Source organism: Mesorhizobium sp. 8 (assembly GCF_006351905.1).
Lineage (GTDB): Bacteria > Pseudomonadota > Alphaproteobacteria > Rhizobiales > Rhizobiaceae > Mesorhizobium > Mesorhizobium composti.
Window position 1 is genome coordinate 1,439,128 of record NZ_CP040914.1, and the last position, 16,518, is coordinate 1,455,645.

Annotated in this window: 16 protein-coding genes; 6 read left to right on the forward strand and 10 right to left on the reverse strand. The window is 65.1% G+C overall.

From position 1 onward, the window contains the following. The first annotated feature begins 89 nt into the window (after positions 1–89). The 3 genes from FGU64_RS06770 (at position 90) to FGU64_RS06780 (ending at position 3,316) form a co-directional block, all read left to right on the forward strand. A complete protein-coding gene (locus FGU64_RS06770) occupies positions 90–977 on the forward strand; it encodes a transferrin-binding protein-like solute binding protein (protein WP_139951591.1) in 888 nt (295 codons plus the stop codon). Positions 978–979: 2 nt separating this feature from the next. Further along, positions 980–2,149, forward strand: coding sequence for a surface lipoprotein assembly modifier (locus FGU64_RS06775; RefSeq protein ID WP_139951594.1), 1,170 nt, complete (start codon positions 980–982; stop codon positions 2,147–2,149). Between the two features lie 90 nt (positions 2,150–2,239). Then, positions 2,240–3,316: a helix-turn-helix transcriptional regulator gene (locus FGU64_RS06780; protein WP_139951597.1), complete on the forward strand. Its 1,077-nt coding sequence runs from the start codon at positions 2,240–2,242 to the stop codon at positions 3,314–3,316. A gap of 44 nt (positions 3,317–3,360) precedes the next feature. On the opposite strand, the gene FGU64_RS06785 is transcribed toward FGU64_RS06780, so the two are convergent. Continuing rightward, entirely contained in the window at positions 3,361–4,227 is an 867-nt protein-coding gene (locus FGU64_RS06785; RefSeq protein ID WP_139951600.1) for an NAD(P)-dependent oxidoreductase, read from the reverse strand. Between the two features lie 96 nt (positions 4,228–4,323). Beyond that, positions 4,324–4,749: a VOC family protein gene (locus FGU64_RS06790; RefSeq protein WP_139951603.1), complete on the reverse strand. Its 426-nt coding sequence runs from the start codon at positions 4,747–4,749 to the stop codon at positions 4,324–4,326. A 69-nt stretch (positions 4,750–4,818) separates the two neighbouring features. On the opposite strand from FGU64_RS06790, the gene FGU64_RS06795 reads away from it, so the two are divergent. Further along, a complete protein-coding gene (locus FGU64_RS06795; RefSeq protein WP_139951606.1) occupies positions 4,819–5,412 on the forward strand; it encodes a TetR/AcrR family transcriptional regulator in 594 nt (197 codons plus the stop codon). Positions 5,413–5,436: 24 nt separating this feature from the next. Here the strand turns inward: FGU64_RS06795 and FGU64_RS06800 are convergent, their stop codons facing one another. Together FGU64_RS06800 and FGU64_RS06805 are read right to left on the reverse strand one after the other, a co-directional pair. Further along, on the reverse strand, positions 5,437–5,730 hold the full coding sequence (locus FGU64_RS06800; protein WP_139951609.1) for an HlyU family transcriptional regulator: 294 nt from the start codon (positions 5,728–5,730) through the stop codon (positions 5,437–5,439). 142 nt (positions 5,731–5,872) lie between these two features. Beyond that, on the reverse strand, positions 5,873–6,544 hold the full coding sequence (locus tag FGU64_RS06805; protein WP_139951611.1) for a PadR family transcriptional regulator: 672 nt from the start codon (positions 6,542–6,544) through the stop codon (positions 5,873–5,875). Between the two features lie 248 nt (positions 6,545–6,792). Between FGU64_RS06805 and FGU64_RS06810 the strand changes: the two genes are divergently transcribed. Then, on the forward strand, positions 6,793–7,050 hold the full coding sequence (locus FGU64_RS06810; protein ID WP_136358759.1) for a DUF2798 domain-containing protein: 258 nt from the start codon (positions 6,793–6,795) through the stop codon (positions 7,048–7,050). 5 nt (positions 7,051–7,055) lie between these two features. Here FGU64_RS06810 and FGU64_RS06815 read toward each other — a convergent pair whose 3' ends face one another. Beyond that, positions 7,056–7,481 carry a secondary thiamine-phosphate synthase enzyme YjbQ gene (locus FGU64_RS06815; RefSeq protein ID WP_139955282.1) on the reverse strand — a complete coding sequence of 142 codons (426 nt, stop codon included), beginning with the start codon at positions 7,479–7,481 and terminating at the stop codon, positions 7,056–7,058. A gap of 11 nt (positions 7,482–7,492) precedes the next feature. After that, entirely contained in the window at positions 7,493–8,104 is a 612-nt protein-coding gene (locus FGU64_RS06820; protein WP_139951614.1) for a LysE family translocator, read from the reverse strand. A gap of 218 nt (positions 8,105–8,322) precedes the next feature. Between FGU64_RS06820 and FGU64_RS06825 the strand changes: the two genes are divergently transcribed. Next, positions 8,323–10,614 carry a cation:proton antiporter gene (locus tag FGU64_RS06825; RefSeq protein ID WP_246671254.1) on the forward strand — a complete coding sequence of 764 codons (2,292 nt, stop codon included), beginning with the start codon at positions 8,323–8,325 and terminating at the stop codon, positions 10,612–10,614. Positions 10,615–10,700: 86 nt separating this feature from the next. Here FGU64_RS06825 and rpoD read toward each other — a convergent pair whose 3' ends face one another. From rpoD to aphA, 4 genes are all read right to left on the reverse strand, one after another. Beyond that, on the reverse strand, positions 10,701–12,734 hold the full coding sequence (rpoD, locus tag FGU64_RS06830; RefSeq protein WP_139951619.1) for an RNA polymerase sigma factor RpoD: 2,034 nt from the start codon (positions 12,732–12,734) through the stop codon (positions 10,701–10,703). 301 nt (positions 12,735–13,035) lie between these two features. Then, entirely contained in the window at positions 13,036–14,976 is a 1,941-nt protein-coding gene (gene dnaG, locus FGU64_RS06835) for a DNA primase (protein WP_139951623.1), read from the reverse strand. A gap of 142 nt (positions 14,977–15,118) precedes the next feature. Further along, on the reverse strand, positions 15,119–15,460 hold the full coding sequence (locus tag FGU64_RS06840) for an RcnB family protein (RefSeq protein WP_139951626.1): 342 nt from the start codon (positions 15,458–15,460) through the stop codon (positions 15,119–15,121). A gap of 184 nt (positions 15,461–15,644) precedes the next feature. Next, positions 15,645–16,331: an acid phosphatase AphA gene (aphA, locus tag FGU64_RS06845; RefSeq protein WP_136358775.1), complete on the reverse strand. Its 687-nt coding sequence runs from the start codon at positions 16,329–16,331 to the stop codon at positions 15,645–15,647. Positions 16,332–16,518 lie beyond the last annotated feature (187 nt).

The window sequence follows — 16,518 nt, forward strand, 5'->3', positions numbered from 1 at the left end:
TTCCGAGCCCTCCCCAAATGGGAGTTGTCGATTATCGACCTGCGACGCTTTATCGAATTTCTGAAAGGCGACAAAAGCAGGAGCAGGGCGTGAATCCTTTCAAAGCAAGCAAGTTGTTGGTCTGTGTTGCGGCGCCGCTGGCCCTGGCCGGCTGCGGCGGTGGCTCGGGCGGACCTGGAGGGCCTGGCGGTCCGGGCGGCGCGCTGGGCTTCACCAAGTTTCCAATGCAGGCGGGCAAAACCACGACCATCAAGGGCAACGGCCGTGAAGCGGCCTACACCGTGGACCAGCAGGGCCTCGCACTGGCGCCGTTCGGCGCTTCGTCGGCGGTGCAGGCGGACGTGGAAACGGACGCTGACGGCGATATCGCCTCGGTCAGCCTGAAGACGGGCACCACGTCCAAGACATGGAACGGGAGCAACGCCGACCTAGCCTATGCCGGAAACGGCAAGCTGGTCATCGGCGAGGCCAAGGACGGCAGCGCCGCCATCGGCTTCGCCGATCCGGATGCAAACGGCTTTTCCTACCAGACCTACGGTGCCTGGATGACGGAAGGCGCCAGTGGCGGCAATGTCGGAGCCTTCAGCATGGGCGCCGAAACGGCTGCGGCGGACATTCCCTCCAGTTCGACCGCGAAGTTCAAAGGAACGGCCGGCGGCATCTATGCCAATGCGGCAGGTCCTGACGTGATGACGGCGGACACTGCGCTCGACGTCGATTTCGGAGCCAAGACCGCCCAGTTCTCGACCACCAACACCACGCTTCAGAACGGCGGCCCGGACGCCAACCTCGACATGTCCGGCAACCTCGCCATCGCAGCGGGCGGCCTGTCCGGCAACGTCACGACGGCCGACAACTCGATGACCGGCACGGCGGACGGCCGCTTCTACGGACCGGGTGCGGAAGAGGTCGGCGGCACCTTTGAACTGAGGGGCGCCAACGGGGCGATGGCCGGCGCATACGGTGCCGTCAAGTAACCATGACCCGCATCGGGGTGCTTGCCGGACTGTTGCTTGCAGGCGTGGCGACGAATGCGGTCGCCGCCACGCCGGCCGAGATCGAAGCCGGCTTCAGGCAGGCGATGATCGAAGCCCGCGAAGGCCGTCCGGACGTCGCGATCCAGCGTCTTCGGGCCTTGGCGAGCGAAACGGGGGCGCCGCGCATAAGGCTCGAACTCGGACTGCTGCTGCTGCGCACCGGCGACAGCGCCGGGGCGCTCACGCTGTTCCGGCAGGTCTATCTCGAGGCGGGCACCCCGCAGACCGTACGGCGCAATATCCTGCCGCTCATCGAGGAGGCGGAACTGCGCGTGCTGCGAGTCCGCTACGGTGCCAGGATCATCACGGACAGCAACCCCTCCCAGGTCAGCGAGGGCGGCACGATCTATTTCAACGGCGTGCCCCTGGAGTATCAGCCGCCCGCGCGGAAAGAGACCGCCTACGGCATCGAACCCTGGTTTTCAGCGGAAAAGCTCTGGCAGAACGGTTATCTGACGAAGTTCAACGCGTCGGCCCGGCTCTTCGAGGAGGATGACCTACGCAGGGGCCGGTTCCAGATCGCGGCCGGCAGGCGCGTAGCCGCCGTTCCCGGCCTTTTCGCCCAGGTCAGCGTCGACACCGAGATCGCCAACCACGGCTCCTATGTGCTGCCCTCGATCGAATCCTGGAAGCGGTTCCGGCTTTCCGACACCGCCGGTGTCGGCCTGGGCGGCCAGGTCGGCTACAGGGTCTCGCAGGAAGCGGATGTTTCCGGGCCGTTCTATCGCGGCTATGTCTTTGGCGACTGGACCTTCCAGCCGAACGCCACCGTGTTCGGGCGCCTGTCGGCGGAGATGCTCGACAGCCGGAACGACTTCTACGACTATGTCTCGACCAGGGTCGATTTCGGCTTCAATCTCGACATCGCCGATGTGGACGTCACGCCGCAGGTGAGCTGGAAGCAAACGCGGTTCGTCGAATACAGCCCGTTCTGGGGCAACCATCGCAAGGATACCACGATCAGGCCGGAGGTGACCGTCTCGAGCGGACAGCTCGAATGGAACGGCATTCGTCCCGAAATCAGCGCCTTCTACGAATGGCGCTCCAGCAACGTCGAAATCTATAAATACGACCAGCTCGGCGGCTACGTGAATTTGCGCAAGCTGTTCTGAAGCTCCCTCGCCCGCCCGTTGCCCTTGCGAGCGGGCCCTTGCGAACGGGATCGGAAGGCAGTTACGATGTAGACGGTTTGGGGGGAGACAATGGAGCATCCGCTGGTCGAGCGGCTGCTGGATGCCGTACTGGATACGGCGGCGTGGCCCGATGTCCTGCGCATGGTTGCGAACGAGTTCGCGGCCGATCACGTCTTTGCCTATCTCGTTTCGCCCGACGAAGTCAGGCCCTTCGCCTCGCGCGACAGCGAGGAGATCGTGCGGCTGCTGGTCGCCGACGACTGGCACGAGCGAAATCCGCGAATGGTGCGTGGACTTCAGCATGCCCGCAGCGGCCAGTTCAGCCTGCTGACCGACTGGCGCCTGTTCGATGCCGAGGAAATTGCAAAGGACCCGTTCGAGCAGGAATTCGCGGTCAAATACGATGCGGTTCACTATGCCGGCTCGTTCATTCCGTTCTCGAAAGGATCGTTCCTGACGCTCTCCATCGAGCGGGGACGGTCCAAGGGCGCTTATGCCGGCGCGGAAGAAGAGCGGGTCGGCCGTTTCATCGCCGAGGCGGCCCGCTCGTTGCGCTACGCCTTGCGGGCGCAGGCGCACCTTGCCTGCAGGCTCGTCGATTCGTTGAGCGGCTGCGGCGTTGCACACGCCTGGGTCGACAGCCGGGCGAGGCTCCATCATGCCTCTCCGGCCTTTGACGAAATGATCGGCCGCTACCTGGGCGTGCGCAATAGCCGTGTGGTGCCCTTGGCGGGTAGTCCCCACCAGCTGCATTGGCTGATTGCGCAAGCCGGGAACGGCGAGCACGCCTGCGCGACGCTAAGGCTCGAAAACCCGTCTGACCCGCGCGACAGCGTCATCGTGCGCGCGGTTCCCCTGCGCACCGGAGGAGCGTTCGTCGGCGCATCGGCGGATGTCCTGCTGTCCGTCGAAACGGTGGCGATCGAAGAAGATCCTGCGCAGATCCTCAAGAGCCGTTTTGGCCTGACGCCGGCGGAAGTCCGCCTGGTTGCGCAATTGAACGGGGGAAAGACGCTGCGCCAGGCGGCTGATCTGGAATCCGTTTCCTACGAAACCGCGCGAACGCGCCTGAAGGTCATCTTCCACAAGACGTCGGTATCGCGGCAGGCCGAGCTTATCCGACTTCTCGGCACGCTGGATCGGTGAGCCGGGCGCAGGCCCGCTATCCCCACCCCGACGACGGCCGAGCGTCAGAACAGGCTGCCAACTTTCGTGTCGGTCCGTGCGAACACCTCGTCGGGCACGAAGAAATCGCCGGCGAGCGGCCCCTTGGCACCCGGTGCGTAGTGGGAAAAATCGGTGACGCCCTCGGCCCGCAACACTTCCTCGTCGATGTAGAAATTGCCGGTCGCCTCGCGCGACGGCCGGTTGAAGATGGCGTAAGCGGCGTCGGCCATGATGTCGGGCGAGCGGCTCATCGAGGCCACCGTCTCGCCGCCGAGCAGGTTGCGCACGGCGGATGTGTCGATGGCCGTCAGCGGCCACAGCGAGTTCACGGCGATGCCGTCCCTGGCGAACTCGGCGCTCATGCCCAGCGTGCACATCGACATGCCGAACTTGGCCATCGTGTAGGCGACATGGTTCTTGAACCACTTGGCCTTCATGTCGAGCGGCGGCGCCAGATTCAGAATGTGAGGGTTTTCCGCCAACTTCAGATGGGGAATGCACATTTTCGAGACAAGAAAGGTGCCGCGCGTGTTGATGTGGTGCATCAGGTCATAGCGCTTCATGTCGGTTTCCAGCGTGCCGGTGAGCTGGATCGCCGAGGCATTGTTGACGCAGACGTCGATGCCGCCGAATTTTTCGACCGTCGCAGCGACGGCAGCAGTCACCTGTTCCTCCTCGCGGATGTCGCACAGCACCGGCAGCGCCTTGCCGCCGGCCTTCTCGATCTCCTCGGCGGCGGTGTAGATGGTGCCCGGCAGCTTCGGATGCGGCTCGACGGTCTTGGCCGCGATGGTGACGTTCGCGCCGTCGCGCGCGGCGCGTAGCGCGATCGCCAGGCCGATGCCGCGTGACCCGCCGGAGATGAACAGCGTCTTTCCCTTGAGCGACATGATCGGCCTCCAATCCTCGATGGCCGATCCTTGCCCGCTCCCATACCGCCGTGCAAGCCCGTGACACGGCTCGCGTCGGTTACGCTGCGTCGCCTCTTATGCGCTGACCGCTTCGGGCGCATACTGGGCGAGGAACTCCGCGCTCGGCGGGATCGGCTTGATGACGTCGATCAGCACGCCGTTCGGGTCCTGCGTGATGAAATGGCGCTGGCCGAAAGGTTCGTCGCGCAGCGAGCGCAGGATCGGCAACCCGGCGGCCGCCACGCGCGCATGGACGGCATCGACATCCCTGACCTCGAAATTGAGCAGCAGGCCGCCCGCCCTGCCCCGGCCGGCTTCCGGAATGGTCTCGTGGTCGCCCTGGACGATGCCCAGATTGACCCGCTTGTCCTCGGCGGACTGGAGATGGACGTACCAGTCGCTTTCGAACAGCGGCTTGAAGCGGAAATGCTCGACGTAGAAGCGCATCGTGGCAGTGACGTCGCCGGTCATCAGCACCGGATAATAGCTGGTCGTTTTCATGGCTTTCCATCTTTCATCAAAAAACATACAGTCTGCATGTAAACACAAATTAACATACAGGCTGCATGTATGCAAGATGGGAAACCGCGACGCTCCAACCGTGAGCGCACCGACGCCACCCGCGCCGACCTGATCGCGGCCGCGCGCACCCTGTTCGTCGAGAAATCCTATGCGGAGACCGGCACGCCCGAGATCGTCGCGGCGGCGGGCGTCACGCGCGGCGCGCTCTACCATCATTTCCCCGACAAGCAGGCGCTGTTCCGCGCCGTGGTGGAGAAGGAGGCGGAGGCTGTCGCCGCCGAGATCGAGGCAGGGGCGCCCGAAACGCTTGCGCCGCGCGACGCGCTGATGGCCGGCTCGGACGCCTATCTGGCCGCCATGCGCGCGCCCGGCCGCACCCGCCTGCTGCTGCTCGACGGGCCGGCCGTGCTCGGCCGTACCGAAATGGACGAGATCGACGCCCGCCACGGCAACCGCACGCTGCGCGAAGGGCTTGTCGCCGCCATGCGCTCGGGCGCCGTCAGGAAACTTCCGGTCGATGCGCTGACGCTGCTGCTGGCGGCGCTGTTCGACCGTGCGGCGCTGGCGGCGGACGCCGGCGCTCCGGCCGACGATCACCGGCAGGTCATCGCTGCCCTGATCGAGGGATTGGGAAAGACGTGAACCGGCGGATTCAGGCCGACGGGCTCAGCCGAAAAGCCGCTCGCCCTGCTCGTCGATGAGCTGGATGCCCTTCTTGATGGCGATGTCGGCTGCGTCGTCCAGGCCGGCGAAGCGGTCTGCGCGGATGAAGCGATGCTCCTTCGTCTCGCCGTCGACCGTCTTGGTGATGACGCCGCAGGTCTGGTACTGGCCCTCTGCCTTGTAGGGCGTCGCGCTGACGACGAAGCCCTTGTGCTCGACCTGCTTGACCGGCTTGGCGTCGGCATCCGCGCTCTCGCTGGCACCGCCGCCGCCGAAAAGACGTTTCAGGAAAGACATGCCATTCTCCTCGGCATCCACAATGGCGGACCCGGCCGGCCCGATGCAACCGCTTTGTTGCAGACCGGATGCCATGCCGCAAGCACCATGCGCCGGCCCATGACGGAAGCCGGCGCACGATGGCGTACCTTCCCGCGCACGTTCAGTCGCGCGACAGGGCTTCCATAGCCTGGATGGCGTTTTCGAGGATCGCGATCGCCTCGGCCTGCTTTTCGGCCGGTGCGTCGGCGATATCGGCCAGCGCCGCCTTGAGGCGATGGCGCAGCGCCCGGAAACGCGGATCGCGCGCATGGCGTCCGCGCCGCTCCTCCTTGTCGTCCTCCCAGCCGAACCACTCGCGCGCCTTGGCCATCTTGCGGCCGAAGCGCTCGATCTGTTCCAGCACGCCTTCCACCATGGCGCGGTTCTCATCCAGATGCGCCTGCCCCGCCTCGGTGATCGAGAACACCTTCTTGGTGCCCTCGGTGGCCGAGACGGCGTAGCCGGCCTCCTCGAGGAAGGTCAGCGTCGGATAGACCACGCCGGGGCTCGGGGTGTAGACGCCGCTCGAGATTTCCTCCAGCGCCTTGATGATGTCGTAGCCGTGGCGTGGCGTCTGCGACAGGAGCAGGAGCGTGATGAGCTTGAGGTCGCCGTCGGCCAGCATGCGGCCGGCGCGCAGCATGTCGGCCGGGCCGCCGCGACCGCCGCCGCGCATTCCGGGTCCATGGCCGCCGAACGGGCCGAAACCGCCGCCTCGCCCGCCGAAGCGTCCGGCCATGTGCCTGAACGGCGGCTCGCCGCAGGGACCGTGTCTATGTCTGTGTCCGAACATCGGAACTCCTTTCGATATGTCTTACGATATATCTCACATAAAGGCAGTCGCGCGCCATTTCAAGATATATCTTACGATACATCGTCACGGGTTGCATCCCGCAGGCGAAGCCTCTATAGGAGCCCGCGAAGGCATCGCCTTCCGTAAGCGTGTGACGTCAGGCAACGCATCCAACCCCGGCCGCCCGCCGGGCCTGCCCCAAAGGCAAGGATGCCCTGTGACGACCGGAACGCTTCGAGGAAATTCCCATGACTTCCAGACTTCGACGCAGGAAGCTGCCTGCGCGCTATGCCGCCTTCGTCAGCCCGCTCGTGCTCTCGGTGCTGATGACCTTCATCGTCTCGCTGATCTCGACGCTGAAGGGCGTCGGCTTGCGGCCCGATTTCATATCGCTGTGGATGGCGGCCTGGGGCCTGTCCTGGCTGGTCGCTTTTCCGACGCTGCTGGCGGTCCTGCCGGCGGTAAGGCGCATCGTCGGCTTGCTTTGCCACTCGCGGCCGGCCTGACCCCGTCAGGCCAGATGCAGCACGATCTCGCGTCGGTGCGGCCGACCGCGATGCTCGAACAGGTAGAGACCCTGCCATGTGCCGAGCATCAGCCGTCCGGCCGAGACCGGAATGGACAGCGAAACCGCCGTCAGCGCCGCCTTGATATGGGCCGGCATATCGTCCGGCCCCTCATCGCGGTGAACCAGATAGGCCATCGATGGCGCATCGGCATCGGGAACAAGCCGCCGGAAGAAGGCGTCGAGATCGTGCCGGACATCGGGGTCGGCGTTCTCCTGAATGAGCAGCGAGCAGGACGTGTGGCGAACGAAGGCCGTCAGAAGCCCGGCATCGATACCGGCGCCGTCGACAAAGCGGCGCGCCTCATCGGTGAACTCGTAAAGCCCCTGCCCGCGCGTGGCGATCGTCAGGAGCGTTTGCGTGCCGGCCAGCGTCCCGGTTCCTACTGCTGCTGCACCGCAAGGCGCGCGCCGAGCGCCACGAAGGCGGCGGCGAAAGTGCGCCGCATCCACATCATGATGCGGGGGCTGGAGACGATCCGGTCGCGCATCGCCGCCGCGCAAAGCCCGTAGAGCGAGAAGATGACGAAGGTCGCCAGCATGAAGATGCCGGACAGTTCCAGCATGCGCGCCAGAACGTGCGTTTCGCCCGCCGCGATGAACTGCGGCAGGAAGGCGACGAAGAAGATCGAGAGCTTCGGGTTGAGCAGGTTGATGAGGATGCCGTCGGTTATGACCTGAACCGCGCTGCGTGCGTCCGGCCTCTCCTCGATCTTCAGCGCGCCGTGCTCACGCAGCGTCCCCCAGGCCATGTAGAGCAGGTAGGCGACGCCGGCGTATTTGACGATCTCGAAGGCCAGCGCGCTTGTGTGCAACAGCGCGGCAAGGCCGGTCAGCGCCGCGACCAGATGGGGCACGATGCCCAGCGTGCAGGCGAAGGCAGCCAGGATGCCTGCCCTGCCGCCACGCGACAGGCCGGCCCCGATGGTGAACAACGCGCCCGTTCCGGGTGAAGCCACGACGACGAGCGTGGTGATGAGGAATTCAATGGACATTGCATCGCCTCCGGGACACGCACAATAACGGTCCCGGCGGCCGCGTAAAGCGGCGTCCATGGCCGGAAAACGGTTGCCCTGGCAGGCGGCGCACGCGTAGGTAGATCGAGACACGTCGGGACCGTCCCCTCTCACGAGGACTTATGCAGGCACAAACACGTTCAACGCCACGTTTCCGCGCGCTGCCCATCGCAGCTTTCCTTTGCGTAGCCACGGCGTTGGCGACCACTGCCGCATGGGCTGCCGGGGGACAAAAGTCCGCCGGTGCCAGCGAGGCCCTGTTCATCGCCCAGATCCTGCTCCTGCTCGTTGTCGGGCGCAGCTTCGGCGAACTGCTGGAACGGCTCGGTCAGCCGGCGGTAATGGGCCAGCTCATCGGCGGCATCCTGCTCGGCCCCTCGCTGTTCGGCTGGCTGTGGCCGGAGGCCCAGCACTTCATTTTCCCCGCCGACGCCGCGCAGAAGAGCATGACCGTCGCCGTGGCCGACCTCGGCATCCTGATGCTGCTGCTTTTGACCGGCATGGAAACCGACCTCAGGCTCGTGCGGCGGGTCGGCGCCGCCTGCTTCTCCATCTCGGCGACAGGCATCGTGCTGCCGTTCGCCTGCGGTTTCGGCCTTGCCCAGTTGCTTCCCGATTCGCTGCTGCCGCGGCCGGACCAGCGGCTCGTCGCTGGCCTGTTCCTCGGCACCGCCCTGTCGATCTCCTCGGTCAAGATCGTCGCCATCGTCGTGCGTGAGATGAATTTCATGCGCCGCGACCTCGGCCAGGTCATCGTCGCCTCCGCCATCATCGAGGACACCATCGGCTGGGTCGTCATCGCCATGACCTTCGGCATCGCCACCAGCGGCACGCTCAATCCAATGTCGCTGCTGGCGACGGTGGGCGGCACCATCCTGTTCATGGTCCTCAGCCTCACCGTCGGCCGGCGCATCGTCTTCGTGCTGATCCGCTGGGCCAACGACACCTTGCGTTCCGAATACGCCGTCATCACGGTGATCCTCATCATCATGGGCGCCATGGCGCTGATCACCAACTTCATCGGCGTCCATACCGTGCTCGGCGCCTTCGTCGCCGGCATCCTCGTCGGCGAATCGCCGATCCTGTCGGACCGCATCGAAAGCCAGCTGCGCGGCATCATCACCGCACTCTTCATGCCCGTCTTCTTCGGCATGGCCGGGCTCGAAGCCGATCTCACGGTGCTGGCCGACCCGACGCTGGCCCTTTTGACGTTCGGCCTGATAATCGTCGCCAGCGTCGGCAAATTCAGCGGCGCCTTCGCCGGCAGCCGGCTGGCGAACCTGTCCTGGAAGGAAGCCTTCGCCGTCGGCAGCGCCATGAACGCGCGCGGCTCCACCGAGGTCATCGTCGCCACCATCGGCCTGTCGATGAACATTCTGTCGCACAACCTTTTCACCATGATCGTCACCATGGCGGTGGCCACGACGCTGATGATGCCGCCCATGCTGCGCTGGGCGCTCTCGCGCATCCCGCTGCATCCGGGCGAGAAGGAACGGCTGGAGCGCGAGACGCTCGATGAGCGCGGTTTCGTCGCCCGGCTGAAACGCCTGCTTCTGGTCGCCGACGACAGCGCCATCGGTCGCTTCACCGCCCAGCTTGCGGGCCTGCTCGGCGGCGCCAGGGGCATGCCGACCACGCTTTTGCCGCTCGCCGCGCGCAGCGACCCGCAAAGCGCCGCCGACAGCCATCTGGAAGCGCTGAAGCATGGCGCGAGGGTCAGCGCCAGCGCCGCCATGGAAGGCGAGAACCTGTCCGTCGACCACATGCAGTTCACCACCCGCACCGATCGCCCGGCCAACGCCGAATCCGTCGCCGAGGAAGCGCGCAAGGGCTATGACCTGATGCTGATCGGCATCGACAGGGCGCTGACGTCGAAGGGAGCCTATTCGAAGAAGCTCGACGAGTTGACCAGCGGCTTCGACGGCCCGCTCTGTCTCGTCTTCAAGGGCAAGAGCAAGGGCGCCAGGGTCCCGGTTCTCGATCAGGGCACGACCATCCTCGTGCCGGTGAACGGCACGGAGGTTTCGCGCCGCGCCGCCGATGTGGCGCTCACCATGGCGCGCGCGACGGGCGCAAACGTGCGCGCGCTTTATGTGCAGCTCACCGGCCAGGGAAGCGGCTCCGGCACCTCGCTCTCGCACCGGCACGAGGAAGCGACGCTTAAGGACGTGTCGGACATGGCCGAACGCTACGGCGTTGCCGTCAAGACCGATTTGCGCACCCGCCGTGCCGCCGCTGAGACCATCTGCAAGGAAGCCGCCAGGGGCACGGCCGTCGTGGTGATGGGCGTGACCCAGCGTTCGGGCAAGGAACTGCTCCTGGGCGAGACGGCTGCCGGCGTCGTCGCCAGGTGCGAGGCCCCCGTCGTGCTGGTGGCGGCCGAGCGCGCGCGCCGGGGCGACACGGAGGCGGAGGCCCAGCGCACCGGCAAAGCCGACGCCCGTGACCCGCGCGCCGAGCCGTCGTCGAACGAATACAAACCGGACTGACGCGGCAATCCCGGCGAGTCAAAAACAAAACCCGGTCAATCGCTTGGCCGGGTTTTTCGATTCAGATTGAGAGCGGTGAAGCTGACTCAGCTGTCGAGGAAGCTCCTCAGCTTGCGGCTGCGGCTCGGATGCTTGAGCTTCCTGAGCGCCTTGGCCTCGATCTGGCGGATGCGCTCGCGCGTCACCGAGAACTGCTGGCCGACCTCTTCAAGCGTGTGGTCGGTGTTCATGCCGATGCCGAAGCGCATGCGCAGCACGCGCTCCTCGCGCGGAGTGAGCGAAGCCAGCACGCGCGTCGTCGTCTCGCGCAGGTTCGCCTGGATCGCCGCGTCGATCGGCAGGATGGCGCCCTTGTCCTCGATGAAGTCGCCGAGGTGCGAATCCTCCTCGTCGCCCACCGGGGTCTCGAGGCTGATCGGCTCCTTGGCGATCTTCAGGACCTTGCGCACTTTTTCGAGCGGCATGGCGAGCTTTTCCGCCAGCTCCTCCGGCGTCGGCTCGCGGCCGATCTCGTGCAGCATCTGGCGCGAAGTCCGCACGATCTTGTTGATCGTCTCGATCATGTGCACCGGAATGCGGATGGTGCGCGCCTGGTCGGCGATCGAACGGGTGATCGCCTGCCGGATCCACCATGTCGCATAGGTCGAGAACTTGTAGCCGCGCCGGTACTCGAACTTGTCCACCGCCTTCATCAGACCGATGTTGCCTTCCTGGATCAGGTCGAGAAACTGCAGGCCACGGTTGGTGTACTTCTTGGCGATGGAGATGACGAGGCGCAGGTTCGCTTCCACCATCTCCTTCTTGGCGATGGCGGCCTCGCGCTCGCCTTTCTGCACCTGGTTGACGATCTTGCGGAATTCCAGGATCGAAATGGCCGTCTCGGTGGCGAGGTTCTGGATCTCGCCGCGAATGTCGCGGATCGTGTCCTTCTCGTTGCGCGTGAATTCCTTCCAGCCGCGCGAGGTCAGGTTGGCGATCGAGCGCGTCCAGTTCGGGTCCAGTTCGGACCCTTGGTATTCCCGCAGGAACTCGTCGCGGCGCACGCCGTAGCTTTCGGCGAGGCGCAAGAGCTTGCCCTCGTTCTGCACCAGCCGCTTGTTGATGTCGTAGAGCTGCTCGACCAGCGCCTCGATGCGCGCCTGATTGAGCGACAGCGACTTCACCGCCTTGATGAGCTGGTCCTTCAACTCCTTCAGGCGCCGGTCCTGGCTGGGTGACAGCGTGCCGGCGGCGGCCAGCCGGTTTTCGACCTGCTGGTCCTGCAGCTTGCGCAGCTTCTTGTAGGTATCGGCGATGACGTCCAGCGTCTCCATCACCTGCGGGCGAAGCTCGGCCTCCATCGCCGCCAGCGACAGGTTCGCCTCGTCCTCGTCTTCCTCGTCGTCCTCGACGCGGCTTTCGCCGCCGACATTGGTGATGTCGTCTTCCTCTTCACCGCGAGCACGGCGGGCCGCTCCGCGCGGCTCGTCCTGCTTCGGCTTGGCGTCTTCGTCGACACGCTCGACCACCGGTGCCTGCTTGGCCTCGGGGCCGGCATAGGTGGCTTCGAGGTCGATGATCTCGCGCAGCAGGATCTTGGCTTCGTTGAGTTCGTCGCGCCAGATGATGATGGCCTGGAAGGTCAGCGGCGATTCGCACAGGCCCGCGATCATCGTCTCGCGGCCGGCCTCGATGCGCTTGGCGATGGCGATTTCGCCCTCGCGCGACAGGAGCTCGACCGAGCCCATTTCGCGCAGATACATGCGCACCGGATCGTCGGTGCGGTCGGTCGGTTCCTTCTTGGCCGGGGCCGCGACCGCCGTGCCGGTCTGCTCGGCGATCTCGTTGGCGTCCTCCTCGGCGTCCGCCTGAGTGTCGCCGCCCTCGGCCTCCTCGGCCTGCTCGTCGTCCTCGACGACGTTGATGCCCATGTCGGAGAGCATCGCCATCGTGTCCTCGATCTGCTCGGAGGTCACTTCCTCCGACGGCAGCACCGAGTTCAATTCGTCCATCGTGACATAGCCGCGCTTCTTGGCGGCCTTGATCATCTTCTTGACGGCATCGTCGGAAAGGTCGAGCAGCGGGCCGTCGCTCGTGGCCTCGCGTTCGTTCTCGACCTCTTCCTTTTCCTTAGTCGCCATTCTTTGTCGTCTCCATGCGGCCCTGTCACGGCCGCGTCGCTGTCAGATCGGGCAAATCAGTTGCAATCGCTCACGCGCGCGCCGACAAGCCAGTATATGCCTCTGCGTTAAGTCCAGATTAACCCTGATATCTGTGGCGGGAATTCATCCCGTCCAGTCCTTGTGCTCCACATCGCTCTTTCCCGTCGATGCCGGATGCGGGTTAACGTTTCGAATCGTCCTGATTCCGTCATTCCACTGGAAGGTCAAGCGCCTGTCGCATGATTCGCACTAAAAAAGCGAATCAAATGCCTGCTCGCACTCAAACCCGGCCGGCTCGCCCGGAAGACACGCCGAAGCCTTCGATCAGCGCCTCGGTGGCCTGCACGTCGCGGAACTGCGCCTGGATTTCGACCAGATGCCGATAATTTTCGTCGGTCGGATCGCTGGCAAGTGCTGCTTCCGCCTGCTTCAGCTCCCTATGTAAGGTGCGCGCGCTGCGGTGCAAGTGCAGCGCCTGGGTGAAGGCGTCGCGGGCATCCTCGATCGCAGCCGCCTCGAGCGCCGGCCACTGGCGCGTGCGCCGCACCAGCGCCACCGCGCGTTCCCACACCTCTCGGCAGCCGGCCCGGTCGATCGCCTCGACCACCGCGTTGCGGTCGGTGGCAAGGTCATGCGCCAGCGCATCGAGCAGCGCTGTGTGCAGCCGGCGCAGATCGCCGTTTGCAAGGTCGAGGAATTCGACATGCTCGAAATTCTCGTCGATCAGCAGGGGATGGTTGACCAGCGCCACCACGATGGTCGCCTCGCGCACCGACATCGCCTCGCCGGCCCGCCGCACCAGCGCCGAGCGGCCGAGGCTTTCGGTGATGGCGCCGCGCCCGCCGGCACCGCCGCCGCGCGACCATTGGCCGCCCTGCCCCTGCTTCCAGCCCTGGTTCTGGCCGCGCCCGCCGGGACGCTCCCGGCCGCCGCCGCGCTGCGCGCCGAAGAAGGAGTGCACGCGGTCGCGCATCTCCTGTTGGTAGTGGTAGCGCACGCTCTCGTCGCGGATGCGGCTGGTCAGTTCGCGCAGCGTTTTTTCCAGTTCCGCCCGGCGCTCCGGCGTGTCGAAGACGCCACCGGCCGTCTCGCGCATCCACAAAAGGTCGGCCAGCGGGCGCGCCTCGGAAAGCACGGCGCGGAAAGCGTCCGGCCCATCCGCCTTGACGAGATCGTCGGGGTCCTTGCCTTCCGGCAGCAGCGCGAAGCGCGCCGTGCGGCCGGGCTGGATCGAGGGCAGGATCAGGTCCGCCGCGCGCCACGCCGCCTTCAGGCCCGCCTGGTCGCCGTCGAAGCACAACACCGGCTCGCCGGCCATGCGCCACAAAAGCTCCATCTGGTTTTCGGTGAGCGCGGTACCGAGCGGCGCCACCGCGTTCTCGAAACCGGCCTGTGCCAGCGCGATCACGTCCATGTAGCCTTCGACGGCAATGGTCGTCCCTTCCTTGCCCAGTGCCTTGCGGGCGCGGGCGAAATTGTAGAGCACGTTGCCCTTGTGGAAGAGTTCGGTCTCGGGCGAGTTGAGGTATTTCGCCGCGACGTCCGGCGACATCGCCCGTCCGCCGAAGGCGATGATTTTTCCGCGCGAATCCGGGATCGGAAACATGATGCGGTCGCGGAAACGGTCGTAGGAGACGGGAACGTCCTCGAAGACGGTCAACCCGCAGGCCTCCATCTGCGCCTTCTCGACGCCCTTGGATGCCAGAAATTCCTTCAGCGCGTTGCGGCTGTCGGGCGCATAGCCGAGGCGGAAACCCTGCTGCGTGGCCGAGGTCAGGCCGCGATCGCGCAGATAGGCGCGCGCCCTGGCGCCGTCGCTGCCCTGCAACCGCTCCTGGAAGAAGGCGGTCGCCATCTCCATCACGTCGGTCAGGCTGGCGCGCTGCCGCTCCCTGGCCTCCGCCTGCTCGTCGCGCGCCGGCATCGGCACGCCGGCCATGTCGGCGATGCGCTCGACCGCTTCGGGAAAACTGAGACCGTCAAGTTCGGTGAGGAAACGAAAGTGGTCCCCCGATACGCCGCAGCCGAAGCAATGGTAACGGCCCTTGCGGTCCTCGCAATGGAAGGACGGGCTCTTCTCGCCATGGAAGGGGCAGCAGGCCCACCAGTCGCCTTTCGAGGCATTGGTCTTTCGCCGGTCCCACGACACGCGCGCGCCGATGACCGCGGAAATCGGCACCCGATCGCGGATCTCGTCGAGGAAGGAAGGCTGGAAGCGCATCGCAGAGGCTCGTTTGGCATCCATATAACCACGCGCGACCAGCCGGACGAGCCCTATCGTCAAGCATGCCCGGTTTTCACAGGCTGACCACGAAAAAGGCGGCCCTTGCGAGCCGCCTTCTTTGGTCCCGATAGGGATAGTTTTAGTTCGCCGCGACGATGCCGGCGATGACGCCCGAGAGCACCGAGACGAGCAGGTAGTCGTTGCCGACGCGCACCCACTGCTGGCCGTGGCCCGGCCGGCGCAGATGGTGGCGCTGCCAGTCGACGCGCTGGTGGCGGCGCCAGTCGGAATATCTCTGGCCGCGCTTCCACTGATTGCGCTTCACCACCTTCTTCTTGACGATGACGCGCTTCTCGACCCGGCGGTGGTCCGGCTTGCGCCAGTCGACATGGACCGTGTTCGCCTGCGGCGCAGCCTGGCCCGAGATCGCCGAAGCCGCCAGCATCGAAATGGCGAGAGCCGAAAGAACAAGACGCTTCATGGGAGGTACTCCTTGGTTGTCGATGCCATGAGGAGTAGCGCCCCATCGATGAACCGAAACTGAATGGCAATCTTACATTTTTGTAATGATTTCCTCTACTTGGTTTCGTTTCCTAAACAAGCTCCGACTAATATGGATCGAGGCGGCGGCGCGGCGGACAACCCGCCGCGCAGTCGCGACCGCTTCAATAGGCGGAATCGATGATCACCTCCTCGCCGAAGGAACCGTTCTTCGGCAGTGGCAGATAGGTGGAGTTGGGCGCCCGTAGCACCCGGATCGGCCGCGCATCGACTTCCAGCGCCGAACGCATGTCGCTGTCGGCGTCACCGTAGTAGATCTTGATGGCGTGCTCGCGCATGAACGAGGTCTTGGCGTCGCTGCCCTGGGTGAAGACCACCGGATGCATTTTCTTGATGCCGAACGTCTTTTCCAGGATGCCGGACAGCTTCTCGCCTTCCGTCGCCGTCCGCCCGGTGATGAAATAGATGTCGTCGCCGCGCCTCTGGTGCAGATCGATCAGCTTGCGCCCCACCTGTTTGGGGATGGAGTATTCGTCACAGCCGTCGTTGACCTCCTTCCAGAATTCGATGTTCTTCAGGTAGTCCTCGCTGCCGGGCGAGTATTTTTCCCGGCCGTGATAGAAGCAGGCGCTGGAAAACAGCAGCGTGTCGTCCACGTCGAAACCGACGACCATCGGCGCCTGCCCCTCCAGGCTCGCCTCGATCTGGTCGATGGACACCCAATGCACCGGCGCCGTGTGCATCAGCTCGTCGGTGCTGATGCCGGGATTGAGGTTTTTTGCCTCCTCGGCCATTGCCGGCATGGTCACGGCAAGGCTGAGCGCCGCCGCAAGAATGCTCCAGACTTTCATGTTCGTTCCCCTCTGGTCCGTTGAGTTCGCCGACAGATCCGGCACGACGATCCTAATGCAGGACCACGCCCGAGAGTACCGGCAGAACGATCCGACGACTGGGGCAGCCGCGTCTTCGACACTCGCCGGCGAGCACGCAAGGAGATATAGGAATTATACAATTATTACCGCAGCTTATGTGTCCGTA

Bases quoted from the DNA above. Each gene is read 5' to 3' on its own strand.
- FGU64_RS06775 (WP_139951594.1), top strand. From the start codon at position 980: ATGACCCGCATCGGGGTGCTTGCCGGACTGTTGCTTGCAGGCGTGGCG.
- FGU64_RS06780 (WP_139951597.1), top strand. From the start codon at position 2,240: ATGGAGCATCCGCTGGTCGAGCGGCTGCTGGATGCCGTACTGGATACG.
- FGU64_RS06785 (WP_139951600.1), bottom strand. From the start codon at position 4,227: ATGTCGCTCAAGGGAAAGACGCTGTTCATCTCCGGCGGGTCACGCGGC.
- FGU64_RS06790 (WP_139951603.1), bottom strand. From the start codon at position 4,749: ATGAAAACGACCAGCTATTATCCGGTGCTGATGACCGGCGACGTCACT.
- FGU64_RS06795 (WP_139951606.1), top strand. From the start codon at position 4,819: ATGCAAGATGGGAAACCGCGACGCTCCAACCGTGAGCGCACCGACGCC.
- FGU64_RS06800 (WP_139951609.1), bottom strand. From the start codon at position 5,730: ATGTCTTTCCTGAAACGTCTTTTCGGCGGCGGCGGTGCCAGCGAGAGC.
- FGU64_RS06805 (WP_139951611.1), bottom strand. From the start codon at position 6,544: ATGTTCGGACACAGACATAGACACGGTCCCTGCGGCGAGCCGCCGTTC.
- FGU64_RS06810 (WP_136358759.1), top strand. From the start codon at position 6,793: ATGACTTCCAGACTTCGACGCAGGAAGCTGCCTGCGCGCTATGCCGCC.
- FGU64_RS06820 (WP_139951614.1), bottom strand. From the start codon at position 8,104: ATGTCCATTGAATTCCTCATCACCACGCTCGTCGTCGTGGCTTCACCC.
- rpoD (WP_139951619.1), bottom strand. From the start codon at position 12,734: ATGGCGACTAAGGAAAAGGAAGAGGTCGAGAACGAACGCGAGGCCACG.
- dnaG (WP_139951623.1), bottom strand. From the start codon at position 14,976: ATGCGCTTCCAGCCTTCCTTCCTCGACGAGATCCGCGATCGGGTGCCG.
- FGU64_RS06840 (WP_139951626.1), bottom strand. From the start codon at position 15,460: ATGAAGCGTCTTGTTCTTTCGGCTCTCGCCATTTCGATGCTGGCGGCT.
- aphA (WP_136358775.1), bottom strand. From the start codon at position 16,331: ATGAAAGTCTGGAGCATTCTTGCGGCGGCGCTCAGCCTTGCCGTGACC.